Source organism: Bradyrhizobium sp. BRP22 (genome assembly GCF_020194175.1).
Classification (GTDB): Bacteria; Pseudomonadota; Alphaproteobacteria; order Rhizobiales; family Xanthobacteraceae; genus Bradyrhizobium.
Map to the genome: position 1 here is coordinate 1 of NZ_JADYVX010000048.1, position 22,929 is coordinate 22,929.

At 58.3% G+C, this 22,929-nt stretch carries 18 protein-coding genes and 2 pseudogenes; 6 read left to right on the top strand and 14 right to left on the bottom strand.

The features are described 5' to 3' along the window. Window positions 1–1,579: 1,579 nt before the first annotated feature. Together I6F35_RS35620 and I6F35_RS35625 are read right to left on the bottom strand one after the other, a co-directional pair. Window positions 1,580–2,434, bottom strand: coding sequence for a hypothetical protein (locus I6F35_RS35620; RefSeq protein WP_225122310.1), 855 nt, complete (start codon window positions 2,432–2,434; stop codon window positions 1,580–1,582). 238 nt (window positions 2,435–2,672) lie between these two features. Continuing rightward, the gene (locus I6F35_RS35625; RefSeq protein ID WP_225122311.1) at window positions 2,673–2,852 is read right to left on the bottom strand and encodes a hypothetical protein; all 180 of its coding nucleotides are present in this window, start codon (window positions 2,850–2,852) and stop codon (window positions 2,673–2,675) included. An 82-nt stretch (window positions 2,853–2,934) separates the two neighbouring features. Between I6F35_RS35625 and I6F35_RS35630 the strand changes: the two genes are divergently transcribed. Together I6F35_RS35630 and I6F35_RS35635 are read left to right on the top strand one after the other, a co-directional pair. Next, entirely contained in the window at window positions 2,935–3,201 is a 267-nt protein-coding gene (locus I6F35_RS35630) for a hypothetical protein (protein WP_225122312.1), read from the top strand. A 1,085-nt stretch (window positions 3,202–4,286) separates the two neighbouring features. After that, a pseudogene (locus I6F35_RS35635) lies at window positions 4,287–4,621 on the top strand (DUF992 domain-containing protein). 1,094 nt (window positions 4,622–5,715) lie between these two features. Here I6F35_RS35635 and I6F35_RS35640 read toward each other — a convergent pair. Further along, a complete protein-coding gene (locus I6F35_RS35640; RefSeq protein ID WP_225122313.1) occupies window positions 5,716–6,753 on the bottom strand; it encodes a hypothetical protein in 1,038 nt (345 codons plus the stop codon). A 1,157-nt stretch (window positions 6,754–7,910) separates the two neighbouring features. On the opposite strand from I6F35_RS35640, the gene I6F35_RS35645 reads away from it, so the two are divergent. Then, window positions 7,911–8,204, top strand: coding sequence for a hypothetical protein (locus I6F35_RS35645; RefSeq protein ID WP_225122314.1), 294 nt, complete (start codon window positions 7,911–7,913; stop codon window positions 8,202–8,204). A 195-nt stretch (window positions 8,205–8,399) separates the two neighbouring features. Here the strand turns inward: I6F35_RS35645 and I6F35_RS35650 are convergent, their stop codons facing one another. Further along, window positions 8,400–9,341, bottom strand: coding sequence for an outer membrane beta-barrel protein (locus I6F35_RS35650; protein ID WP_225122344.1), 942 nt, complete (start codon window positions 9,339–9,341; stop codon window positions 8,400–8,402). Window positions 9,342–11,538: 2,197 nt separating this feature from the next. Here I6F35_RS35650 and I6F35_RS35655 point away from each other — a divergent pair. Further along, entirely contained in the window at window positions 11,539–11,736 is a 198-nt protein-coding gene (locus I6F35_RS35655) for a hypothetical protein (RefSeq protein WP_225122345.1), read from the top strand. 3,122 nt (window positions 11,737–14,858) lie between these two features. On the opposite strand, the gene I6F35_RS35660 is transcribed toward I6F35_RS35655, so the two are convergent. Then, window positions 14,859–15,188 (bottom strand): alpha amylase C-terminal domain-containing protein, encoded by a 330-nt coding sequence (locus I6F35_RS35660; protein ID WP_225122315.1) that lies wholly within the window; start codon window positions 15,186–15,188, stop codon window positions 14,859–14,861. Between the two features lie 136 nt (window positions 15,189–15,324). Then, a complete protein-coding gene (locus I6F35_RS35665) occupies window positions 15,325–16,119 on the bottom strand; it encodes a hypothetical protein (protein WP_225122316.1) in 795 nt (264 codons plus the stop codon). Between the two features lie 143 nt (window positions 16,120–16,262). Between I6F35_RS35665 and I6F35_RS35670 the strand changes: the two are divergent. Next, window positions 16,263–17,546, top strand: a pseudogene (locus I6F35_RS35670) (IS701 family transposase). A 368-nt stretch (window positions 17,547–17,914) separates the two neighbouring features. Here I6F35_RS35670 and I6F35_RS35675 read toward each other — a convergent pair. From I6F35_RS35675 to I6F35_RS35700, 6 genes are all read right to left on the bottom strand, one after another. After that, the gene (locus I6F35_RS35675; protein ID WP_225122317.1) at window positions 17,915–18,229 is read right to left on the bottom strand and encodes a hypothetical protein; all 315 of its coding nucleotides are present in this window, start codon (window positions 18,227–18,229) and stop codon (window positions 17,915–17,917) included. An 8-nt stretch (window positions 18,230–18,237) separates the two neighbouring features. Continuing rightward, complete coding sequence (locus tag I6F35_RS35680) at window positions 18,238–18,402, bottom strand: hypothetical protein (RefSeq protein ID WP_225122318.1); 165 nt, start codon at window positions 18,400–18,402, stop codon at window positions 18,238–18,240. Between the two features lie 76 nt (window positions 18,403–18,478). Then, on the bottom strand, window positions 18,479–19,384 hold the full coding sequence (locus I6F35_RS35685; protein WP_225122319.1) for a hypothetical protein: 906 nt from the start codon (window positions 19,382–19,384) through the stop codon (window positions 18,479–18,481). Then, window positions 19,381–20,064 (bottom strand): hypothetical protein, encoded by a 684-nt coding sequence (locus I6F35_RS35690; RefSeq protein ID WP_225122320.1) that lies wholly within the window; start codon window positions 20,062–20,064, stop codon window positions 19,381–19,383. The genes I6F35_RS35685 and I6F35_RS35690 overlap by 4 nt, the downstream gene beginning before the upstream one ends. After that, complete coding sequence (locus I6F35_RS35695; RefSeq protein WP_225122321.1) at window positions 20,045–20,638, bottom strand: hypothetical protein; 594 nt, start codon at window positions 20,636–20,638, stop codon at window positions 20,045–20,047. Before I6F35_RS35695 ends, I6F35_RS35690 begins: the two co-directional genes overlap by 20 nt. 22 nt (window positions 20,639–20,660) lie before the next feature. Then, a complete protein-coding gene (locus I6F35_RS35700) occupies window positions 20,661–21,104 on the bottom strand; it encodes a GMC family oxidoreductase (RefSeq protein WP_225122322.1) in 444 nt (147 codons plus the stop codon). On the opposite strand from I6F35_RS35700, the gene I6F35_RS35705 reads away from it, so the two are divergent. Further along, on the top strand, window positions 21,103–21,381 hold the full coding sequence (locus I6F35_RS35705) for a hypothetical protein (RefSeq protein ID WP_225122323.1): 279 nt from the start codon (window positions 21,103–21,105) through the stop codon (window positions 21,379–21,381). The two genes, I6F35_RS35700 and I6F35_RS35705, sit on opposite strands and share 2 nt — an antisense overlap. A 117-nt stretch (window positions 21,382–21,498) precedes the next feature. On the opposite strand, the gene I6F35_RS35710 is transcribed toward I6F35_RS35705, so the two are convergent. Together I6F35_RS35710 and I6F35_RS35715 are read right to left on the bottom strand one after the other, a co-directional pair. Further along, complete coding sequence (locus I6F35_RS35710) at window positions 21,499–21,993, bottom strand: GNAT family N-acetyltransferase (RefSeq protein WP_225122324.1); 495 nt, start codon at window positions 21,991–21,993, stop codon at window positions 21,499–21,501. 522 nt (window positions 21,994–22,515) lie between these two features. Continuing rightward, on the bottom strand, window positions 22,516–22,899 hold the full coding sequence (locus tag I6F35_RS35715) for a hypothetical protein (RefSeq protein WP_225122325.1): 384 nt from the start codon (window positions 22,897–22,899) through the stop codon (window positions 22,516–22,518). Between the last annotated feature and the right edge of the window lie 30 nt (window positions 22,900–22,929).

The following is a 22,929-nucleotide window of genomic DNA, read 5'->3' on the forward strand; positions in this document are numbered from 1 at the left end:
ACAGGATGGACTGATCTGAAGCGCCGCTGCAATCGAGCGAACGGTCTCGCCTGCATCAGCGCGCTTAAGCGCCAGTTCGCGGATGTCTTCCGAATAGGGTCGCGTCATCCATGCTGGCCCCCAGCCCAGCATGGAGTTTGAATCAGAAATTCCTCCAATTGGGAATCCCGATTCCGCTAAAAAACAACACGCTCTAGTGCGGGGCGTATGCAATGGCACGAAGCACGTTGCCACGGGCCAATCCTATCCGATCCCGTTTGCCGCTGGGCTCGATTATTATCGGCCACCAGCGTTCGGGGCGTGCCTTACAGCCATTCCGTTATCACAACTAACCCGAGCAACCCCATCACGACCACAACGCCGCTTTGCCGGAGCGGAGAGGTGGCCGAGACGTAGACTTTCCGGCTGGTTCTGCAGTCACCCACCAGCGAGATACCGAATGACCGCAAACGAGCCGATCACGACGAGGGCGGTCACAGCGATTGAAAATACGAATCGCACGTCATGCTCCCAAGGACGCTACGCAAAGCCGCGGTTGGTGCTCCCGTCCGTGCGCGCCCGTGCTCACCGGTAGGGTCTCCGCATTCTTACGGATGCAAATTTCATTCCCTCGTCAAGCGTTCTGGCTTTTAATCCCGGTATTCTGTCACCAGTTGATGTTTTCGAATTGCCCGGCAGGCGTGACTGCCGGGTTTTTCGTGCGTGCTTGCTCATGGCTGCTGATCGCCCCCGCGTGGGAGCTATTGATTCGGTCGCAACTCAGACCTCCGACCATGCAGCGGCTAGTTTCCTGGGCTAGGCGTCAGTCTAGGTTGTCACTTGCCGCTCGAAGTCGCCTCCGGCGCTCCGATACGGATCAAACCAACGGCGTGTCCACTGCTCGCCAGCCTCAAGATCCGCTTCGTCACTATCCGTCGCGGTGTCTTCCAAAACAACGCCTCTCACTCGATCGGCGCCTGCACGAGTGAACCAGCGACACGAGCGCGTCGTCCCGTCGGCTTGGATAATCATAGAACGCGACGCGGTAGACCGTGATCTTTGCCATGCTTTCTGCTCTCGTCATTGGAGGGCGCGGCATTTCAAGGCAACCAGAGAGCGAGTGAAAGGTGAACTGCGCCACTCCAATACCTCGCACTCGAAATGCAACAGGCTGGAAGGGCCGTGGCGCAAGCTGTGGTTCACACCACGGCCCCGCATTAGATTATGCTAGCCGGCTGCAATGCTCGCAACGGGGGCGGCCGCCCGTCCCCTGAACTAGATACTGGCTTTCGATATTGTTGCCTTCAGTGCACTTATTGTTGTCGTGGTACACGTTTTTTGCGTTCAGCTTTTTTGAGTGGAATGGAGGTACTTTAGCCACGGTCAAGGCTCCCGTTTAAATAGCGCGGCCACATGCTGCGCCGGAAGGTAGTGCCAGATTCCCGCAACTTTTTCGAGTCATAAAATAGAATAACAACTCAAAGGATGTGGTGCTTTCCAACCGGATGGCGTCAGGCGATCACGCTGTACAAGTAGGTGCGGTCGGACGAGGTGAGCTGGCGCACTCCCTAAGTGGCGCCAACAATGAATCGATTGCCCGCTAATTTGGCCCCTCTTTCAGGCAGATGAATGCGCCCACGTTCTTGTCCAGCAATCCAAGGTCAAGGAAATGCAGATACCACTCTACTTTCGGTCTCTTAGAAATTGGAACGCCAGCTTGTTCGTACAGGCAGCGAACATAGTTGGGGTCATCCAGGCTCGGATCAATTCCAGCCACGAGTCGCGCATACACGGTTGCGGCCCTGACAAATTCGATCTTGTGTCCGGACAGGGTAATCACGGTGGGTACGATGACTGATGCGGGAGCGAGTCCTCTTGCCGACCTCTGGTCGAAGATCTGCCAAAGATGGTCTCGTTCTGCAGTGATAGTTGGATTCGATTCGGTCTGCTCGAAAACGGCATGATTAAAGATTCCGACGACCATAAACTTGTCCCTAGTTACGTACGCGAACATCACGTTGTCGGATCGCACGGCATTCCCAGGAGCGGCGTCGAAGTGCAGATGATGGTATCCCATCACGTTTAGCATCAAGTCTTTGTCGGCCCATCGGTCAACGTCTGAGCCGCGCTCGGTAGCAGCTGGCGTAAAGCCACGCGTATGCGGCTGAAGGGATAGGTAGGGGGTGAGATCCGCTCCGCTCCTCACCTTCTCAAGCAGCGATTGAACCTCGTGAGCTAGCGACTGCCACCTGGGATCGGCCGTAGCGGTAGGCTCAATCACGACAGCGCGCGCACGCGGCGCGATATACCTAATCCGCCACTTTCGGTGATCGATGAGTAGTGCTCCCAGCGACTTCGATTGGAGCGCTTGAAGCGAAGCCTTGTCGTTCGGAAACTTCGGGATGTCCTTCGCGATTGCGAGGCGAAATGCCTTAACGCGCTTCGATTCAGCCATGACTTCCGGTCTCCAGTTGAGGCAACGAGCAAGTTCCCACAGACGGCGCGTCGAAGCGCCCGCCAGAAAAGGGGAATTGATTATTTAACGATCAGCGCGAGGGTGTTCGTGGGTGTGGCAACCCGGACCGAAAAAAACCGTAATGCTTTGGCGAGGATGTGCCTCTCGATTGGCAGCGAGGGCGGCGGCTGAAGTGTAACTCTCCGGTTCGGAAGATACGACGCACGAGCTTGGCGGCTCAGGCGACTGGAACCTGGGGGAGCACGCGCTCCAGATTGGCCTTGCGCATCGAGGGCGGCAGCTTGCGCAAATCCTCGCCGTCGGCGGCCAAGATGTCGAAGGCGTAGAGCTGCACCTCGTTGTTGTGCTTGCCGGAGTGCACGCCGTCCGATCCGAGATGCCATCCACCGAGTAGCACCGCCCTCGCCGTCAATCACGAGTTGTTCGCGCCCGTTTGAGAGGGCGGCGTCCAGGATGAACGACTAGCGCTTGGTGTAGTGATGGCCGCCGTTGGTCCGGAGCTGCACCGTGCCGCCGTCGCAGATCACCATCAGGCGGTATCCGTCATGTACAAGTCATCCTCGTCCGGGAAATTGATCGCGTGTGCCGCCATCAGCGCCACGCGGAGAACCATTGTGGCGCTGGCGCGCTCCGGAGCGGCTTTCCCGGCCCATCACACCATTCGCTCTGCACCCTTCAGGCTGATTGTTCTATCGGTTTTCTTCAGTTTTTTTGAACCTTTCCAGCCTGACGATCACCCGCCTTAACATGTTTAGTTGCAATTGCCGCGCAAATTCATCATAGCTCTCTCAGCATCCCAAATTTTCAGCCTCACAATACTTCGCCGCGTTGCATACGACCAGCTGACGTATGCAACGCGGCGAGCGGCCATGCTGATTTCTAGCAATGCGATAGTGAGCTTATTTTGGAGGAGCAGCTTTTCCTGATGAAGAACACCACAAAAATGACCATCAACGGACAAAGCAGTCCAAACCGACCAAGCAGAGCACGCAGACCATCGGCAAGCTGATCCGCGACACCCGCAAGCGCAAAGGAATCAGCGCCGAACTTGTCGCCTGCGCATGCAACGTCACCGTTAGCGCGCGGCAGCATGCTAGCTCAACTGAGATGGCTCGTCGGACGCCTGCGCTTAGTCGCCCTTGTTAAACGAAGTAGACCAACTCGTGCAAACAGCGCCACTGCCCGTGCGAGCACGTCGGACAGACAAAAAGCTGCCGGCTGCCAGGCGGATCAGCAATAATCTCTACTTTGCCTCTTCGTGGGGGACTACCGACTGCCAGTGAGATAAATTCTCTGCAGTCTTCATTGTCGCAATAAAGGCCCGAGTTTGAGCTTCCCACAACTCCCTTGGTGCCCCGCAGCGGTTCAGTGGGACTCGTCGTCAAATGGATGCGGTGAATGATAATGAGTGGAGCTCCCCTGTTGCACCTTCATCACGACCGAATAAATCATAAAGTCGCCGTGGGGTTCCTTCTTAATGTGCCAACAGAGCGGCGCGTTCAGGCGTGATCTTCACATAGGTACCGTTTTCGTGCATCAGCCAGGCGCGCTCGATCACAACTTGATGCAAGTGCCGTACGCGGCCCCGGCGTGCACCGCAGAGATTGCACCTTGGAAGCGAGAGCCCGTAACATTGAAAGTTCCTCTGTGTTGGAGGGAATGTAATTCCATCGAAGGAAGTGTCGCCCTGAACAAGAAGGTCGCGCTCGCCTTCGCCGTTCCGGCTACGGCTCAGTAGCCGGGCCGAGTGAGAGGTCGGAACGCTTTCCTGCAAAATCGCTCCCAGCGTCGGCATGGTTATTGGGGGGACAGCAGCAACTGAACTGCGTTTATGCATCTGCACGAGGCAGGGCGTGACGCCTACCAAGATACCATCAGCACGTTTGGGCTCGACATAGGTGCAACATCCGGCGGTCAACTTGCGTGGGCCGTGTTTGCGCCGACCACGCTGCGCCGGGGAGCGCTGGCAGGAAGCTATGGTGGCGCTAGCGTCGGCGGTGCCATTGGCGTCGGAATGGGGCCAATGTCCTCGTCGGAGGCTCAGACCGCACCGTCAGTTTGCAGCCGGCATCAGTAGAGGCCCAGACCGGTCTGAATGTAGCGGCGGGTATATCCAATTTGGAGCTGCGGCCGGTCGCGCCGCCCGCACGGCGTAGGCCCTCCTGATTCAGTGGCCGCGGCCAAGGCTGTGCGGCGGCATACTGAAGCGGGCGAGCAACAATTCGCGGCCGATGGTCGCCTAGCTCAGCGTTCGCTGGCCCACTAAGCGGAAGGCGGATACTGGGCGGAGATCTTGGTCGGCCGCAGCGCTACGATGTGAATGCGCTTGCAGGGATAGCCGGGTTTCACCGAGCAGCTTAAGCGATGTAGCGGTCAGCTCGTGGATCGGTGTTGTCTTCGGCCGGCGGACGATGTCGAGCGCGACCCCCTTAGTACGGCCTGCAGCCAAGGCACTCATCTCAAAATAGCTGTAGCCGGCATTCCCATCAACCGCACTAGTTTGGCTTTAAAAGCGGCGGGATACAACCACGCTGACTTGCATGCACGCAAATGGCTTCGGCATTGAATGATCGGAGTAGTCTCGGCGCTTTTGCTTATGGATACTGCCTTGTCACCATTTTTCACGGGCACTGGTGCGATGCGCCGCGGCAGTTGTCATTGCTCCGCCAGCCGAGCGCAACAATTCTCGATCATGGTCTCGCTGACGTCGCTCGGATAGCAAAGTGGGGCGCGGCCGCCCGGCCGACTGTAGGCGCTGCGGCCTCCGCAGGCTCGCCCATTTCGCTTGAGGTCGTCCGGGGTGCCCGGCAGCATGGTATGCCCGGCGGCCCTCCCGGATCATCAAGGCGGCGATCGCCGCGGCGGTGAGGACCTCGGTCGCTCGCTTCGCAGGTGCCGAGGGCGCCGCTTCGCGCGGGCCGCTGAGTGGTTTGCTGGTCCGCTCTGTGGGCGCTGTCCGAAATCATTGCTGTGCGGGCGGGGCGGACGGACTCCCGAGGCGGCGCCGGTGCCGCGGCCTTCGGGGATGCTTCCGGTGATCTTGACAGCGCAGGGACGGCGGCGATGGTGGCCCGGCAGGGAAGGCGGCGCGGCGGGCTGATAGAAGCCGTAGCCCAACAGAGCCAGCTCAGCCGTCATCGCAAATTTCCGCATAGAGCTCCCTGAAGCTGGCCGAGATTTGCTCAACTTGCGCGCGAATTCAGGACGGTTGCTCTTAGCTGCCCGATACTCGTCGTCGGATTTGCTTGGAATCGGCGCCCTTAGTGCGCCGATTGGAGCGTCGCAATGCCGCCGGCGGCGACGCCCTTGTCAGACTTCGTAGGGACCGCCATTGTGCACTTGTAAAGTGCTGGAACAGCACGCCGACCAAGAAGCCGCTGAGGGCTGATTGAACTGCGACAAAGGCGCTGAAGGACAACACGTCGAAAAAATCCAGCGTGGTCCCGGGCAGCGGCGGAGATCCCAAAAAAGCGATCAAGGTCGCAGCAAGTTGCAGCGCGCCCTGCCACCCCGCGGCGGCGAACGAAATCGCCGTCGACTTTCCCGCGCGGTCTACATAGACGCCGATGAAATAGCCGAGCACAGCTTGGCTGGATGCAAAGAGAAACGGTGCGATCGTAAATTCTCCGCGCAGATATATGCTGAACCGGGATAGTGAAGAACAGAGATGCGCTGTAAGCAGCCAACGCAATTATCAGGTTCTCCGGGCGGTCGAAGTTGGAGGCGTCCTCGCTTCGCCATTTACGCTTCAGTTTGATCGCGAGAATCATGACGATCGAATAGTTCAAGGTAAAGGTGAGCGAATATCCGATCACGCCGGCCCGATCTGGTATCAGCGCCTCTTCGCCGCGCAGATACGCTAAGCCAGCATAGGCCACATTGGCAACGAGCAAGATCAGGAACATCGAGCCGATCACGCGAACGACGGCATCCCAATCGAAGAGTGGGATTGGTGGGATGCTGATGGTGAAACCCAGTTCGTTGAGAGTTTCGCTCATGTCCTCCGGCGTCAGTTCGATCGCAAAAGCGGATAGCGCAGTCAGTAGGCATAGCGTTTCGTAGAGGGTATCGCATCTCGTCTGAAGCTCTTGGCGGCGCGCAGAGAGCGCTCTGATGTCCTGCTTGTCGATATTGGCCGATATGTAACTATCTATGTCGGCGACGTCGGCGGGGACCAGTTTCTCCTGATCAACCAGATATGCGGTGAGCGCGGTTCGTAATTCCTGGCTCTGGTTTGCGAGTTGGCGCAGGTCGCGGTCAAGCTTGATCTTGAATTCGGTGAATTTTCCATCCGCCATGATAGATTGGAGTTGAGTGCGTAGGCATCGAGCCGCGATCAGTCTCTGCTCGAGCGCCCCGACCAACTTGCCCTCAGCTGCTCGTATCGCGTCGCGAGTGGTAAGTGTCGGGCGAACGGCCGCCAATCAGCCGGCGGCGGGGAATACGGAGCCTCGTAGAGTTTCTCAGCGAGTATCCGCGCACCGGAGCATCTCGATTGCCGAAGTCGATCGCGTAGTCCGGACTGTTGAAATGGAATCGTCCGTAGAAATATAGGGCTAACATTCCAGCGGGAACTATCCAGTAGGTTTGAGCCCACGCCAACAATTCTGCCTGAGATTTACCGGATAACGCCTGAGGTGACATGACGCCTCCCGTGGAGAAGCAGCATGCATTCTACCCATCAAGGGTGTGCGCGAATGTGAGCCAACTCACACCCAACAACCAACACGTGCTTGTGAAGGGAGCTCAAGGGGACGCGGATCGCCGATCGGCTCGCACTTGTCATTTCTGAACGCTGTCATTGCTGCGAGTGACGTACGCAAGATCTAGCTGGACCGAAGGCTGTTTCCCGCGTCGAACGGTTCACAAGCGCAATGATGTCGACGTCGAGTAAGCCTTCGATCTTGTATTTCCAAACCTTCAAGCGCTCGAGCACCTGATGCTCCTAGCGGTGCTCGTGAGTGCTCGTTCCGCCAGCCCAGAAGCGATCGCTCGAGCCCGGCCTGCGGTTCTCGATCCACATAGTTACCTCCGATGCACGCTCCCACCGCCGGCGGCACGACGGCCGGGCCGAGCTCGGGCTGTTCTGCGGTCATTCGGATCGTGCGCCGGTCGAACCAATAGCCCTGCGGTGGGGGCGGAATGACGGCGCTGACACAGACCAAACGCACCGCCTCCGCAGGGCCTGACTCACCTTCGTAGACCGATGCAAGCTTTCAGGCTTGAACGGCCCAAAAGCTTGCAGCTCTAGTCCCGGTCCTTCGCTTGGTCCTAGTCTAGCCAAGGGGCGGTACCGTCGTCATTGTGTAATCTCAGCCGTCCGAAGCTTAGAGCAAGGAGCAAGCAATTTCAGTCAAACTTGTAGGAGGCCTGCAGAAACGTGCCCCATCGTTCCATGCGATGGTCCGCGGCACAGGAGTCCTTTACGCTGGTTTGGAGTCCACATGGCCCAATAATGGCCACCGATGCCAACGCTGAAGTTTTCAGTGATGAAGTAGGACAGGACTGCCTAGACCTGCACACCACCGCCACCACTCCCGCGCTGATCTGCGAAGGTTGTGTATTGACGCAGCAGATGGTTGTCGCGCCCGTGGAAATCCGTCCACGGCAGGTAAGCAACGTCGGCACTTACGCGCCAACGGTCGAGCAACATGGTGTCAGCGCTGAGCCGATGCGCAGCGCATTCCAATCAGTGTCTTGGCTGCCGACGATGCTTCTATCGCCCGGCACAAGGCATGGATTAGACTAGGGGCGGCGATCTGAACACAGCCTATCGAGTCAGACTTCTGGCCGTAGTAGCTCCAACCCATAAACCCACCGACCTTATAGGTGCTGCCGCGCAGGAAATTGTAGCCGGTATCGGCGGTGTACTAGGTAAATCTTCCGTTGGCCTGACCCGATATCGTGTTGACGTAGGCGATGGGGACGCTCGCGTACGGAGGCGCTAAGCCCAATCTTCATCGTTCATATTTCCAGTGTTGAAGCGCCCGAACCCGATATTGCCCTTCAGGAAGATCCCCCATGGGCTGTCCACACGCTCGAACAACTCACCGGCAAGCCCATCTAGCCCATGATAGGTGAGCCTTGATACGAGATCACTACTCCCGGAGTCCAATTGATACCTTCCTCGGCTTAACCACAGCCGTGTGCCGCTTTCCAGCGACCACCTATCAGCGAAGGCAATCGGCGATGCGCTGACAGTTGGCTTTGTCGCATATAGCGGCGTATCTGACGATGCCGGTCTCCATGGGGCGGCGTCAAAATGGTAGTTCAGCCCAAGCTTTCCGACGTGATAGCTGCTGGATAGGCTGGTGATGTTGGCGGAGACGGTTGCGAACGGCGGACACCGTAGGGTCGGAGGGGTCGCCACACTTGGTCCGCCAAACCTCAGATAGTCGTACTCAACCTTCAAGGACCAGGCCGATGTGAGGGCTTGCTCGACGCCCAGGCCGATTGTGCCACCGACATCACCATAGTCGAAATGGGTGGCATTTTGTGGCGCCCGGCCAAAGAATTCGTTGTTGTTGGTGACATCGCCGCGATTGTGCTGCCAAGCCAGGCCCGCCTTGAGATAAACCAGCGTGTGACCCTGCGGGCCAAACGCGTAATCCAGGCGACCCGTTCCGGTGACAAACACGTTTGGACCGGCGGTGCAGTTTGCGCTCACCACAAAGCGGGAAACGGCAAGACGGGTGTTTACACCGACAGAAACAGCTCCACTTGCATCCAGTTCAAGGCCAAAAACCCAGCGCTCCCTCTGCCAATTGTAGCCGATCTGACCTCCAGCCAAGAACACAGGGGTGTCGACAACGTCCCCATAGAGTGACGGACCATAGGGATCACTGAATGAGGTCAGCCCGTGGCCCCCACCGACGTGCCCGCCGATATATCCTCCGGTCCAGCTCCAGAGGACGGAGGGACCTTTACTGCCGGCTTAAGATCGGCCGAATTGACGGCACCGCCTGCAATGAGCGCAGCTGCTGTGACACCGCAAAAAAGAACTTCAGATCGCATTTCACCTCACGAACACATGACGCGCGCCAACTTGCGACGTCGGCCAATTGGCCGACGTTGTTGGCTCCGCTTCCACGGCGCTTGTGGTGTGCACGATCTAGACCAGCAGTCGCGATGCGCATTCGCTGCGGTTTTCGATCGCTATGTTGTCTTCGCAACAAGAGCGGTGGATTTTGAAACAAGCCGCACGTCTGAGGTCGAACACGAGGCGCATGCTACACGCCGGCGCCGACCGATTGAAAAGGTGAATGCTTCTGCGAAGAGTTCTCCTCTTGCTCCAGGCTTCCTCGCCGGTGCAACAGCCAACTGTGTTGAGCTGTTAGCTGTAGCACCTGTGTGACTTCGTCAGTGTAGTTCAATGGCCGAAATCCGGTGCTTGCTGATGGGATGATGGCCCTACAGGTGAGGATGATCTGGGTTGTTGTACAGCCTGCGGCAATGTCGCGGATCGGGAGGCGAGAAACTCGGACACTAGCTCAGTCATTCGGCTATACAAGCGGCGGGTGTACCTTGTTTGATCATAGGAGAATGTGTGTAATTCGATTCGGTCCGGACAGCTTAAGTTGGGCGATGTAGGACTTATCATATTTCGACTGCACGGTCGCGCTCACTGGCACCGCTCGACCTCTCGCCGCTATCGTCGAAGGCGAGCAGCCCTATCATACGAGAGGTGATGTTTTCAGGCTGCGGTTCCTAGATGGGAGCGTTGCATCTAGCGGTCGTGCTCGCTGGTGAAGTCGCCGTCTTTTTGAAAGCCCAGAGTCACGAAACGATCGTCGCTGATCGGGACGCGATGCAGTCGAAGACTATTCCTGCTCGTCGGATCGGCACATCTTAAGCGGGTCTGTGCAGTTTGCTGTGTCCGCATTCCGCAAAGCTGCAAGTCCGATGCTGCCACGGAAGTTGCCGGCTTTCGTCAACTCGTTTATGCGGTTGATCGCACACTTTGCGGTCAAGGCTGCGGCTGCCGAACTAGGCTCTTCAACAGAACTCTCACTATCTATGTTCTCGCCCGTACCGAAAATCTTAATCTTACGGAAAATGTCTCGCCGCTATCTCCCACATGCTCGATCGCGATCAGCCAAGCGATGAGCGGCGCGAATATATCGACGAAGGCCGGGCCGTCCTGTGGTCGAACCGAAGCTGGCTCCGGAGGCCTTGGAGGGCGACACTCGATCGACTTTGCACATGTACTCAAAGTCCACGTGTCATTGTTGGTCTACAATGATGCGCGGCCAGAAGGGCAGATTGTACTTTCGATCTGCCATGCGGCGACAAGGCCGGCCCCAGCACAAGTTTGTCGGAGTGATGGAGTTTTCCTCGCGCGCTGCGGCCCGCGATAAAATTCCGTTGGCCAGCAAATCCAAGGCAAGTTGCGTCACCGCATACAGCGGATGCTCCAAACCAGGGCCACTCGCTCTCTCAGAAATTACAGTCCAATCGGAAAGCTTTAAGCGCGGAAATCATCACCGAACGGACTATCAAGTCGCGTTGGTGGCGAGCTGGACATTCGCGCTAAGATGCGGACAATCCGGGCCGCCCGTCGTGGGTATTCTCCGAACCTGCCACGATCCTCCTGAAGCCTAGAGTGTCGATGAGCGCAACATACCAATCTGAACAAACGTGTTCAGGAGTTTCGCTGGTAATTCGAGCCTCTGTTGCCCTGCTTCTGCTTCCCGAACGAGCAGGGGGCCTGGCCTGTCGTATCGGCTAGGTTGGCGAACGGTTAGCATCTTCGCTTGTATCATTATGGCGGCATGATAAGCGCATCTCTCGCGCATCAAGATTTTGCTCTATTAGTACCGTTGTTGGTGAGCGGTGGGGACAAACCATTTGATTGCAAATCTACGCTCATGAATCCGCTCGCGCAGCGACGGAGCGTCAGCTATCGCATTGATTGTACGGTTTGCAATGTTGCCTGCTGTAAAGAATTGTTTGTCCTGCTAATTATGCAATGAGTTGATATGTGCCGAGGCTGCAATTCTGCTTCACGGCACCGCAATTGTGTTTCGGTATTGCCAATCCTTGTTCTTGTGATAGGAAGCGCTCTCATCGCGAAAAAGGAGACGATCGTGGTGAGGTCGAAAGAGGCAAAAGGGAATAAGAGTATTCGTCGCGAATACACTAAGGCTGATATCAAAGAACTGCGAGCGCACTCAAAAGCGAGAACGCCGGTAGTGAAAATCGCCAAGCTAACCAAACGTACGGAAGGCTCCCTGCGGCAAAAGGCCACGGCGCTGGGTATTCCGTTGGGACATCAGCGCTAGCCGGCGATTGGCTTCGGATAGCTCATGACGGATCTCCAAGAGAACTTGTTAGAGCCCCCGTGTCGTTCGCATAGTTCTTGAAGCTCTTGATCCGTCTTCGATGAAGCTGGCGTTTGCACGATCGCCGCGAAGCATGTTTGCAACTGAGCTACAAATATAGAAGTCAGATGACGCCGATTCTTCCGGTTGTTCCCCTAGGTGGAATAACCGGCAGTCTCATAGGGAAGACATGCAGTGATCGGAATAAGCAGGGTTGCTACGGTACTAGCTTGGTGTCGCGACGAACCGGGCTAAGGCGGTGTAGTAGCCGACGCGCGGCTTCACAACCCGCCATCCTCCCACTCGCGCAGCACGACGCGCACATTTTCGACTTTCGTGCCGGCTAGCTGGGCGATTGCTGCGCGCGCTTGTTTGTCACCAGCCTCTCTGCGTGCAGCGAGGATATTCCGCCGTTCGTGAGGTGACCATGGACTATCAGAGGTAGCGCCCGCAGTCGGCTGGGTCCAGGCAATCGGAGAGCGCGATCGCGGTGAAGCCGTCGTGGTCGGTCCGGCGGACGACGGACCGCATTTCCAGGAGAGTCAGCAGTAGGTGCTCGCGTCGCTAGCGAGCTGCCATTTACACCTACGGTTGCCGTAGAGGACGAGCCGGCAATGTCTCGCTCATCTAGAAGTCGACGTTGCCTGCCTGCGGCCCGTCGCTCGCGGTGGCAACCGGCTTGGCGCCGGCGAGGAGCCGGATCAGGACGGCGTCCAGGTCATCCGGCGCAAATTTGTCGGCGCTCCGGGATCGATGGCTTTGATGCGGGGACGATAATGCCGGCCCACCTTAGCGGGCGATGAGATATCCCCGTGACGGAGGAGAGGATGGCAGCAACGACTTCCCGAGCTACGCTGGCACCTTCCTACAGGATCGAACAGGCAATTTTCCGTCCACGAGGTCGCCGAAGCCTTCCGAGCGGTCCTGTCCCCTCCAGGAGCTCCCGGGGGCGCGTCGGGCGAGCCTTGTCTCGATCGGGAGTGGGGCGGCCACTCAGGATACTGCTCTCGCACGACTCTCGCGCATCAGCGCAGCAAATTCGCACTGGAGCGAGTAGCATCTCTCGTCGCAATAAGGGAGTTGCGTGCCGATCTCGCGCAGATAGCTGGTGCCTGCGATCAACTCGCAGCACAGCCTGCAGAAAGTCTGCGGATAAGGCCTGCTACCGTTCACCAACACGAATTTCATATGGCGCCTCCGAACGCAAAGCAATAAACCACATCCGAGGTGTTCGCGATGCCTGGCGGGGAAGCGCAAAGATGGGCTCGGCTGTCGGGATTATCCCTGTTGCGCTCTCGTTGCTGGACGGAATGAGAATGCATTTCCGATCTTCCCGGCGCTTCCCATAGATGGTGCCGCGACAGATTTGATTTCGCTCAGGTTGCAATCGGAATGGTTGCAGCCCTAGGAACTTGAAAAAAGGCTTTGAGGCACAATCTCCTTGCTAGCAACTGCTGAACGGCGCGCAGCTCCGCTGTTTCTAACTCCGTGAAATCCGAACAGCCAGCCGCGATCGCGCTCCCGACGCGCCTTGAACCGATCCAGGCATTTCCTGGAGCACAGCGCAGTGCGCCACGAGTAGTACCGGATCAGGCCAAACTTCCCGCCGCAAACAGCGCAACTTTTCGCTGAAGACTGGTGAGAGCATTGGGAGCTATCGCACATCTCTATCGCCTGTGGTCTCGCGTGGGTGGTAGATTCCAGGGATCTCTGGTTCGCGGTCGCACCGCGCGCACAAATGAAGTACGGCTGCGGGGGGCATAGTGATCCGCGAGCTCATGCGGCAAATACGGGCAGCGGAAGTAGCGCTTGACTGTCATATGCGGCCTCCCAGGGCGAAACAGGGGCTTCTTCTCCGTCGCGCACGTTCCACGTGCGCACAGCTGGGATTGTGGCGATTGCGCCCGATCTTCCTTCTAATCGCCGGCCAATCGACTTTCCTTCATTGGCCCAAGGCTAGGTCAATCGCAACCGAAGGCTCAATTGTACGGAGGTAAGCGAGCGCCATCACAAGTGATAAAAGCGCCATACGAAGGTTTAGCTGCTCTGAAGCTTAGCCATCGCCAATTGCGCGGCTCCCTTCGCAACGAGACGGCGTATTGACAGCGGACCGCGCGGTGACCGCGAGTCCATCGTCACGAGGCGGATGTTCGTTGATCAGCGAACGGGCGCAGACTAGCCAATCTCTGACAGGCCGGCGGCGGTCGCCAAACGAATTGCCGATCTTATTCCAAAGTGCCTTTTTTTCCCCTTCAAGGCAGAGAGCCGAGCGCTGCGATGAAGCCTTGGAGGGCAAAGGTCAGATGTCCCTCAAACGAAGCCTTGGCCGCATGGTGCGCCGTATAGATGCAGCAGCCGCCCCGTTACCGACCAACGATCGCGGAGTTTCGATTGGAGAGGCACGCTTGGTTCTAGTCGACGATCGCCCTTGCACCACAACGCGGCTCGGTCGGAACAGCCGGCTACGTCGACGCCGATGGATGCCAGCGTCTTTGACCTCGCTCTGTGGTTGCATGGCCGGCGGCTGCGCAGGACGGCGCTGCGCCTGGAAATGCCAGCGGAGCCTCGTCCGACCGACGCGATGAAGTTGGTGTCTGCGGTCGCCTGCGATGTGGTATCCAATCATCAGTGAGGTGCAGATCCTGCCCTTCTAGACCGGAACGGTCCCACATGCTGGAATGGATAATGATGGACATGCGGAAAATCCCGTTCGGAGCAGCGGCTATTTAAGAAATTGTGTCGCACAAGTCGCCTCGCGGTCGACGCAAGCGCGAGGACGACGAAGGAAAGCTTGGAAACGATGCCTCGCGAACGTCGCTTCAATGCTCGCGCTAGCGGCTTTCGCTGTAGCGGCGATGCCTACAGACATCCCGGTACTCAGAAGGGGAAACTCGTCAGTCGTGCAATCTCACCTAGCACAGCCTTTCTCGAACGGACTGATGCAAGGACGAGGCTCAAGGAAACTTAGACATATGGGCGCGCGAAGTGATGGCGACCGTTTGGTTCTCGCGCTCGAGGCTATCAACTTCGAGCTAAGACGATCACTCCGCTGGCGGGATCACTATCTCGGCCGACGTAGGCATTCAATGCAAGGGCGGCCCGGCGGCAAGTACGCGACCGCCGTTGCCCGCAACAATCGGGTTGACGCAATTGTCGTAGACGTCGCTGTTGAAGACTTCGTACCAGATTCCCTCACGAGGAAGCCCGAGTCGGTAGCCGAAGTGGGTGGTCTCCGACAGACTCGTCACGACAACTACGTCATCGCCCAGGTCTTCGAGCCAACGACGGAACGCGAGCGCGAGCACCCTGTTGGGATTGTGGCAATGGAAGATATTGATACGTCCACGACGTAGCGCTCGCAGGCGTCCGCGCACCGCAATCAGCTCGCGCATGAAGCGCAAATCATTGCTCATCGCTCGATCATGATCCAGCCCGTCCCACCAGATCCTATGGTTCGGATCGTGAGGAGAGTCGCTCCAGAGTTTGTCCTCGAGAAACTCCGGCCCCATGAACAACATAGGCACGCCGGGGCTGGTGAGCAGAATGCCATTAGCGATCCGGGCGCGCGAGCGCGCGTACCAAGACCGCGTCGGACGGATCGCAGATATGGGCGATGCGCGGTTTCTGATCCTTCGGTTCGTGGTTCGTCAACAATACGTCATGATTCTGCACGGCGCGCCAAGCGCCGTCAAACCCGGCCGGTGGCATGAGCGCATCGCGTATCCGTTCGAGATTAATCGGCGCCAAGGCGCCATGCGAAGCCTGTTCGATGACGCTGCGCACGCTGTCGCGCATGCGGTCGGACCAAACCATGTCGAACCCGGCGCCGCCGCTGCTGCTCGGCCGGACGACCCAGTCCGGACCTGGATTCCAGAACTCGGCGATCTGGACAGCTGATGGCTTTGCTGTCCTTACGGAAGGGTTTTGGCAGAAATGCCAACCGCCAAACCTGTCGATCACGCTCACTTCGTCATATCGGAAGCCGTCGACGTGAAACTTGTGCATCATTGCCACGGCGTTATCGATCAGGAACTGGCGCACGGAGGCATTCCAGTATGCGAAAACAAGGCCGCCGGCCCAGTCACGATCAGTGAAATACAGGCTGTCGTTGTTGTTGCCCGGGCGGGCGCGATCGAAGAAATACAGACTTTCCTTGCCGAAATCGCCGCCCTCATGGTTGTAGACCACATCGAAGATGATTGCGATGCCATAGACGTGCAGAATGTCGATCAGCAGTCGGAGCTGGTCGTCGGCGCCGCGGACATCACCGACAGAGACCGGCGCATGACCGCGGGCGGCGAGCAGTGTGTTGGCGCGATCCACATAGCGCGGCAGCTCCGGCATCGGTATACCGTACTCGAACTCGGGTGAGAAATAGTCGACGCCGTTGTAGCCGAGGCTAATCGTACTGAGTCAGACGGTCGCAGTCATTGAGGCTGAGAATCAAGTAATTGAGGAGATTCAATATTTGGCGCGCGGAGGGCCAGATGAATCTCGATCAGGGTGGAGATAGCGAAACGCGGTTTGGGGAGTATGTAGCCGGTCTTGGAAGCGTGATCGGTCACGTGGAGCGGACGAGACCGCTGCGCGACTATTGCACGGGCCTGATGCTGCCTGGGGAACGCAAGAGCGTTGAGCCGATGGCGGCGCGGACGGCTCCAGCGCGGACGGCGGCACAGCACCAGTCGTTGCTGCATTTTGTCGCCAACGCGGCTTGGTCGGACGAGGACGTGCTGGCCAAGGTGCGCGAGATGGTGCTGCCGGCGATCGAGAAGAGCGGAACGATCGAGGCGTGGATCATCGATGACACCTCGTTCCCCAAGCAAGGCAAGCATTCGGTCGGCGTGCACCACCAATATTGCGGGCAGCTCGGCAAGCAGGCCAATTGCCAGGTCGCGGTGTCGCTGTCGGTTGCCAATCATGCCGCCAGCCTTCCGGTGGCCTATCGGCTGTAACTGCCGGAAGCCTGGACGAAGGATCGTGCCCGGCGGAAGAAGGCAGGCGTGCCGAAGCAGATCAAGTTCAAGACCAAGCCGCAGATCGCGCTGGAGCAAATCCGCTGGGCCTGCGAGAGCGGTCTGCCACGCGGCGTCGCGTTCATGGATGCGGCCTATGGCAGGGACGCGCGGCTGCGTGCAGGCATGACGGAGTTGGGCGTACCTTACGTGGTCGGCATCGTGCCGACCATCTTGATGTGGGCCCCTGGCAGTGGCCCACGGCGGATGGACAAGCCGATGAACAACACCGGCCGCCGCGACGAGCCCGAACTGGTCTCGGCCAAAAAAGTGGCACTCGGTTTACCGAAGCAGGCCTGGCGCACGGTGACGTGGCGGGAAGGCTCGGCCGACCAGCTATCCTCGCGCTTCGCGCGTGTGCGTGTCCGCGTCGGGTACAACAAACTGATCCCCGAGAAGCTGTCGCCTGAGTGGCTGTTGATCGAATGGCCGGAGGGCGAAGCAGAGCCAACCAAATACTGGCTCTCCACGCTGCCGGAGAACGTCAGCTTCACGCAGCTCGTCGATCTGGCCAAGCTGCGCTGGCGCATCGAGCGCGACTATCAGGAACTCAAGCAGGAGGTCGGGCTCGGTCACTACGAAGGGCGCGGCTGGCGTGGCTTCCATCATCACGCCACCCTGTGCATCGCGGCGTACGGCTTTCTCATCGCCGAACAGGCGAAGATTCCCCCCTCAGGACCTCGTTCTGCCGCGCCAGTCCAGGTCTCTCCCTTACCCGACAATTATCGACCCAGAGGATCTGCCCTTGCGACCTGAACGCCACGTCCCGAACTCGATCGCAACCATGCGCGTGCGGCTGAGCCGGGCCCTCAGCAAAACGGTCATACGATGCCCTTGTTGCGGCGCCGTCGCAGCATCACGCACGCCCAGAAAAATCATGACGCAGTAAGACTAAAAGCTGTTGGAAATTCGACGATCGGCAGCGGCTGCACGGCGGTGACCCCGAAATCCGCCAGATAAGGCACCCGATCGAGGACGTCCAGGAATTTGGCAATCCGACCCGCACGTCGATCAAGGCCGTTGGCGTCGACGGCGTGGAAGGTGCCTATGTGGAGCTGATAGATGATCAGCTCCTCGTAAGCGGGCGGATGAAAGCCACATCATGCCAAGGATAACGGGCTTGGTCAGACACGACGCAGTTCCAGTCGGATGCCACTAGCTCGCGAGCATAGGGTCGCGCTTATAACCGGCCCGTCCGCTCCGACGACGTAGAACTTGTACTGTGCTCCCTCCATCACACCGGCAATAAAGCCGGCCCAATAGCCGTTGGCATCGCGAACAAGCCGGCAGTTCTCGTCCGTCGCGATCCAGCGGTTGAACGAGCCGGTGACGTAAACGGCACTGGCGCGGGGCGCCCAGGCGCGGAACGTCACCCCGCCAGAAAGGAGGTTTGCGCCCATTGGGGTGTGCGGCCCCACGTGACTGGTGTCAGCGGGCATGCAGCCTCTTAGTCGTAACCACCAAACATCAAGAGGTGGATGTCACTGTCTGTGGCATTCATCATTCCGTGCAAGCTGCCGGGCTTGAGCAGCACGAAATGGCCAGCCCGCAACGTGCGAAGCTCAAAGCACTGTTCGCGGTCGGGGAATTTGTACCAATCGCCTGTCACCATTACAGCTTGTCCGTGCAGGAGGAAGAATACTCCTGGTTATCTCGATGACGGTGTAGGTCTATGCCGCAATTGTTCTTCAGAATGTGAAGTCGATATAGTCGATCGCCAAGAAGCCCTCGTGGCGTTCGCCCTCAGACTTACGACCCATGAAATCGAGCTGCCACGGTTCAACAATGCGGCCCAGCTCGCCGCTTCCGGCAAAACCGAGATAGTTAGACATGAGGTTGCGGTAGTGCGGGACGTCGACGCCCCATGCGGCTTGGCGCTGATCCCGACACGGTACTATGTCCAGGTCATCCTTATTCTCCCGATCGAAGTCGCTGCGCTGCCCGAGGATAAGGTCGGGACGCGTGATGAGGTCCCCGCTGTCCAGCGAGGAGAGCCCGATCGTGTCGGCACCAGCGGAAAAGACTGCCCGCAGGTCACTGCCGTGATCTCCCCATAGATCGATCTCATATCGATCCGTCGCCTCCTTACAGGGAACGGTGATCAGACCGCTCGCGTCGCGAACGTTGACCTTCAGCAACAGGAGGATACTGCGACCCGGCAGGCGTCCCATTGTCTCTGCGAGCTTAGAGTCGGGGCTCGCCCGGTAAGATAGTTTGAGGAAGGGGACGACGCGGTCTGGCACCGGCTCAAACGCTTCGAGATTTTTCCACGCGCAGGCCGTTACCCAGCCACGGAGCAGGTAGGTGTCTGTGACCAGGAAGTCGCGCACGTTTTGCTTCTGGAAATCGGTTTTATTGTCATGCCGGGTTGGATCGAGGATGTCGGCGTCGGCGCCCTGGGGCCCGGCGAGGTCGAGATGGCTGAACGGAACCAATGCGTGCAGATGGTCAGTGAGATAGAAATGCTGCTCGGCGGCGAGATGATGCGCCTCTGCAACGGCCAACAGCTTCGTCATAAGATTGCGGCTATTGTAGTCAGGCGTCTGATCGGGCGGCACCCGCAGCACGGTATCAGCGGCGATGAGGGGTGTCATGCGAGACCTGCCCAAGCAGGAGGAGTGATAGCCAAACGCAACGAAGTTGAGCGGACGGCGTTGCCTTTCGGGTTGCGCACGCCATGAATGCCACCGCTCTTGGTGAATAGTGTAATGCCAGGACGGACTGGGATTTCGCGGCACGGCTTAGGGCCGAGCCCGTAAATGTCCGGCATCGGCTCGACGAGAGGATACCGAGCATCTACAGCCGGATCATCCCCGTCACCAAGATAGGCAATGCCCTCGCCCTCAATGAAGTAATAGAGCTCTTCGGATACGACATGCTGGTGTGTTCCCTCGACAGCCCCAGGCGGCAACTCGACCTTATGAAAGTACACGATGGTGCCGCCGAGCTCGCGCTGGATCCAGCGCATTCCCATGACGTTCTTGTTGCCGTCGAACTTGCCGGGCGTTGGCGGATCGCCGCGGAAGTAATCGGCGCTGGTCGGCTCCATCATTGCGTTCTGATAGAACACCGTTACTACCTCCCGAGCGTCCCGGATCCAGCCGCGCTGGAACGAGATGACGTAGTTCTCATCACGGAAGGTATTTTCGTCCGAGCTCGGTGCGGGTTTGTTGGGCTCTTGGTGCGAGCGGGCGTAGTCATTGTCCCAACCGGGATCGACGATGTGGTAGTTGAGCGGCTGATCGAGATCCGGCTCACGGAATGAGACTTGCACGCGAGTAACACCTCGGATGTCCGCGAGCGCTGACTTGAAGCCTTGCGATGGCGGTGATCGGCTTGTGCAGCCCCATCTGGTCGAGCACCTTGAATGAGTGCGATACAGTCAGCGGCGGCTCCAAGGTTTCCCAGATCTCGACCTGGTAGGCATTAACATACCCGTCGAAGAACATCTTCAGGTAGCGCTTGAGGCCGCGCTCTAGGTCGGGATTTGAGTGGCTGATCTCGACCCACGCAAGAACCTCATCGCCGAGCAGGCGCCCCCGCTCGCGCGCCTGCTCGGCGAACCGTCCGGCGCGATACTCGATCCGCAATGCATTGCACAGGAATTTGCCATCCAGGTAGACCTCGCATTTGAGCACGATGAAATCGGCGCGGCCCCGCACCTCCAACACGTTGTACTGATAACGCGGACTGCGCGTCGCGTTCAGGTATTGAGCGTGATAGATGCGGTCGGGGAAGAAGACGATCTTGAAAACCTGATTCCTTGGCGCCGTCACGTTGGGGTTGAACGCCGGCGCCGCAGCTGCGCCCGGAGCTGGAGTCGGAATAACGGCATCCGCATCGATCAAGTCGAACCGGGGATACATAGCGCTAAATACTGGTCAGCAGGTGGTCGGCGACCCGGAACGCGTTCGCCTGAATGGTGAGGGTTGGATTGGCGCCGCCCGATGTTGGCATAAAGGCTCCATCGTTCACATAAAGATTGTCGAACTCCCAGGCCCGGCAATGCGGATCCAGAACCGAGTCATTTGGGTCGCTGCCAAAGCGTGCGCCACCGAGAATGTGGTTGGCCATGCGGGCGAGCGCGTTCTCCGCCACATAGATTGAGCCTTGTCCCTGGATCGGATAGTCATGGCCGACAGGATCGCCGCCGTAGCGCAGCACGTCTCTGCACTGCTTCGCCATCACATCCATCAGATAGCGGTCACGTTCATGCCAGCCCTTAATCACATAAGCGACTGGTCGGCCCCATTTGTCCTTGACCTCTGGATGCAGCTCGATGCGATTATCAGACTGGGGCATTTGCTTGGCCATGAAGCTGATCGATAAACCACGGCCGAACTCGGGATCGAAGGAAGTCGATGAAGCGGTCGCCGCGCATACCGGTAGCGCCCATAAAGCCGTTCCACAAAGTACCGAGATCCTGGCTGCCGTTGCTCCACCCGCGCCACTTGGCGTACAAAACTCCGAGAGGCTGTTGGATGAAAATTCAGTGGCAAGTCAATCTGCGCGAAAAGCGGGGTCGCTCAAATGCTCCAACTTGGTTGGTGTTTCACCGACGGACAGGCCATTCCGCCAGATATTCCGTTAGCAGCTCGTCGTGCTTCGGGGGCCCGCGACATCTGTTCTTGACCCGAACCGACAAAATCCAAGCAATCGACAATGAGGAGCGGGGCACACCATCATGCAAGCCCACCGCAAGCTCCGCTCAGTAGTCCTCTTCATATCGCTTGTCGAATACCGAGAAACCAAGCGACAAGTACAAGGGCAGCGCCTTCGGGCTATCGTACTCGTCTGTGTGAAGCCAGATCCGCCTTGGCCGCCAAGTCCATGCCATTCTGAGGCATTCCGATAGAAAATAACGTCCAAGCCCTCTTCCCTCCAGCTGGACATCAATCCCGAAATGCACGAGCTCCAGTTCGCGGTCGGATCGTTGGCGAAACTCACATAAGCCAGAGGCAATGCCACCCACGCGCAACACAAGGATGGTCAGGTCCAGCCCGCCGATGAGCTGCGCCACCTCAGCCTCGGGCGCTTTGGTGCGGAGGTCCCATTGAACGCGGGCTCCGACCAAACGGAACAGCTGCAGATAGTCTTTCACCGCGAGTCGCTCTCTGGTGATCGACAGCGGTAGGTCAAGCGGTGGAGCCCTCGTTGCGTGCGACGCGTCGGTCATCTCGAGATAAGTGACCCACACCTTCATCCGCTTCCTCCGTCAGGACCGGCAAAAAGCAGACAACGGTCGATCAAGTCGCGGCGTCGCCACGTTGGAAAGCAAGTGGGCGGACGACAGATCGTCCACACGAGCCGGGTCTCCTTAATTGCCCGCTCGTCTGCAGCCAACACATTCGCGTCAATCAGCCACATATCGGCGCTATCCGGCAAGCCTGGATCCGATATTATGCGAGGCACGGCCCAGGGGTGTAGGAATAGAGCACGGTCAACGGCCACATGCGGTACGGCTAACAGTCGGTGATCCGAGCTCTGGCGGAGTCCATGGAAGTCAGGGATGTGGAAGACTGAAGCAGCACAAGATCTGTCCATCGACGTCGGAAGGATGGCGCGAATTTCGCGGATCCGATCGGAATACCGGGCGCGGATAACGGTAACCGCGTTCATCGCGTGAACTGCTCAGCAATTACTTCCCTAGCCAAGGAACGAATCTATTGCTGCCAAGTCCGTCATAAAACTCCTTATCCGCAGCATAGGCGTGCCAGGTGTTTCGTCAAACGCGACTATAACCATCCAGAGAATTCCTCTTTGAGGTATTTGTTGATTGCACCGAAATTGTGAAATCGAGCGCCCAATCTCTCCCAAAGATATCTTTCGGATCCATCAGCGACGAGCTCCATAATCCGGATAAGGCTCTCGGTGGACGCTCCGCGTCCGCCGCCCAGGCATCAAAGAATGCCGCAGCGTCCTCGGTAAGGATCAGTCGCGGTCGGACAACTCCCTTTTTCAGATACCTCGCATCGTATTCGGTATATAGTTCCGGCCACAACTTGTTGCAACGTGCGCGCACAACTGATGGCTCGGCGGTAAACATCGCCAGCGTCAGGGCACCGAACAATTCTTTGGGACTCCAAGTGCGTCGAACGGGCGTGATCATACGATTCCTCCAAATCACGAACGGTGCGAG

What these genes read in the sequence shown, in the direction of transcription:
- I6F35_RS35620 (WP_225122310.1), bottom strand. Translation starts at nt 2,434, where the DNA reads ATGGCTGAATCGAAGCGCGTTAAGGCATTTCGCCTCGCAATCGCGAAG.
- I6F35_RS35630 (WP_225122312.1), top strand. Translation starts at nt 2,935, where the DNA reads ATGGCCGCCGTTGGTCCGGAGCTGCACCGTGCCGCCGTCGCAGATCAC.
- I6F35_RS35640 (WP_225122313.1), bottom strand. Translation starts at nt 6,753, where the DNA reads ATGGCGGATGGAAAATTCACCGAATTCAAGATCAAGCTTGACCGCGAC.
- I6F35_RS35645 (WP_225122314.1), top strand. Translation starts at nt 7,911, where the DNA reads ATGGCCACCGATGCCAACGCTGAAGTTTTCAGTGATGAAGTAGGACAG.
- I6F35_RS35660 (WP_225122315.1), bottom strand. Translation starts at nt 15,188, where the DNA reads ATGAGCAATGATTTGCGCTTCATGCGCGAGCTGATTGCGGTGCGCGGA.
- I6F35_RS35665 (WP_225122316.1), bottom strand. Translation starts at nt 16,119, where the DNA reads ATGCCGGAGCTGCCGCGCTATGTGGATCGCGCCAACACACTGCTCGCC.
- I6F35_RS35675 (WP_225122317.1), bottom strand. Translation starts at nt 18,229, where the DNA reads ATGCCCGCTGACACCAGTCACGTGGGGCCGCACACCCCAATGGGCGCA.
- I6F35_RS35680 (WP_225122318.1), bottom strand. Translation starts at nt 18,402, where the DNA reads ATGGTGACAGGCGATTGGTACAAATTCCCCGACCGCGAACAGTGCTTT.
- I6F35_RS35685 (WP_225122319.1), bottom strand. Translation starts at nt 19,384, where the DNA reads ATGACACCCCTCATCGCCGCTGATACCGTGCTGCGGGTGCCGCCCGAT.
- I6F35_RS35705 (WP_225122323.1), top strand. Translation starts at nt 21,103, where the DNA reads ATGAAGCTGATCGATAAACCACGGCCGAACTCGGGATCGAAGGAAGTC.
- I6F35_RS35700 (WP_225122322.1), bottom strand. Translation starts at nt 21,104, where the DNA reads ATGGCCAAGCAAATGCCCCAGTCTGATAATCGCATCGAGCTGCATCCA.
- I6F35_RS35710 (WP_225122324.1), bottom strand. Translation starts at nt 21,993, where the DNA reads ATGAAGGTGTGGGTCACTTATCTCGAGATGACCGACGCGTCGCACGCA.
- I6F35_RS35715 (WP_225122325.1), bottom strand. Translation starts at nt 22,899, where the DNA reads ATGATCACGCCCGTTCGACGCACTTGGAGTCCCAAAGAATTGTTCGGT.